This window comes from Streptomyces sp. NPDC002623, from assembly GCF_053592635.1.
On the sequence record NZ_JBSFWB010000108.1, the window covers coordinates 1 to 1,355 of the forward strand.

1 protein-coding gene is annotated in these 1,355 nt (G+C 71.7%); it reads left to right on the forward strand.

The genetic code is table 11. The annotated features are described in order from the left end of the window. Positions 1-1,355, forward strand: a 1,355-nt coding sequence (locus ACWD4O_RS48740) for a thiamine pyrophosphate-dependent enzyme (RefSeq protein ID WP_451289592.1), incomplete at both ends; no start/stop codon positions are given.

A 1,355-nucleotide genomic window follows, 5' to 3' on the forward strand; every position in this document is an offset into this window, starting at 1 on the left:
GCCCTCCTCCAGGCCGCCACCACCGGCGAGGCCGACCTGCCCTACTACCTCGCCCGCAACGAACAGGGCATGGTCCACGCCTCCGTCGCCTACGCCAAAATGCGCGACCGCCTCGCCGCCTTCGCCTGCACCGCCTCCACCGGACCCGGCTCCACCAACATGATCACCGGCGCCGCACTGGCCACCACCAACCGGCTGCCCGTGCTCCTGCTGCCGTCCGACATGTTCGCCACCCGGGCCGCCGACCCGGTGCTCCAGCAGCTGGAGGACAGCCGGGGCGGGGACGTCACCGTCAACGACGCCTTCCGCGCCGTCTCGAAGTACTTCGACCGCATCCAGCGCCCCGAGCAGTTGATCCCGGCCGCGCTGGCGGCCATGCGGGTGCTGACCGACCCCGTCGAGACCGGCTCCGTCACCCTCGCCCTGCCCCAGGACGTGCAGGCCGAGGCCCACGACTGGCCGGTCGAGTTCTTCCGGCGCCGGGTGTGGCACGTGGGCCGGCCCGTGCCCGAACCCGCCGCCGTCGAGCGGGCCGCACGCCTCCTGCGCGGCGCGAAGAAGCCGCTCATCGTGGCCGGCGGCGGGGCCGTCTACTCGGGTGCGGAGACGGCACTGCGGGCCTTCGCCGAAGGCACCGGCATTCCGGTCGCGGACACGCACGCGGGCAAGGGCGCCGTCGCCTGGGACCACCCCTGCGCCGTCGGCGGCATCGGCTCCACCGGCGCCTACGCGGCCAACGAACTCGCCCGCGAGGCCGACGTCGTCCTGGGCATCGGCACCCGCTACTCCGACTTCACCACCGCCAGCCACACCGTCTTCGCCAACCCCGACATCACCTTCGTCAACCTCAACGTCGCCCGCCTCGACGCCGTCAAACACTCAGCAGAACCCCTGGTCGCCGACGCCCGCCTCGGAATCCAGGCGCTGGCCGCCGCCCTGACCGGCTGGGAAGTCCCCGACGAATACCGCCGCCGCACCCGTCAACTCATCGCCCGGACACGGGAGATCGAGGAGGAGTGCTTCGCCCCGGACCGCAACACCGGCGACCTGCCGGCCCAGACGCAGATCCTCGGCGCGCTCAACGACGTCCTCGACGACCGGGCCGTCGTCATCAACGCCGCCGGATCCATGCCCGGCGACCTGCAGCAGCTGTGGCGGGCGCGGGATCCGAAGGCCTACCACGTCGAGTACGCCTACTCCTGCATGGGCTACGAGGTCGCCGCCGGCGTCGGCGCGAAGATGGCCGATCCGTCGCGCGAGGTCGTCGTCCTCGTCGGCGACGGCTCCTACCTGATGATGGCCCAGGAGATCGTCACCATGATCTCCGAAGGACTGAAGGTCATCGTCGTCCTCGT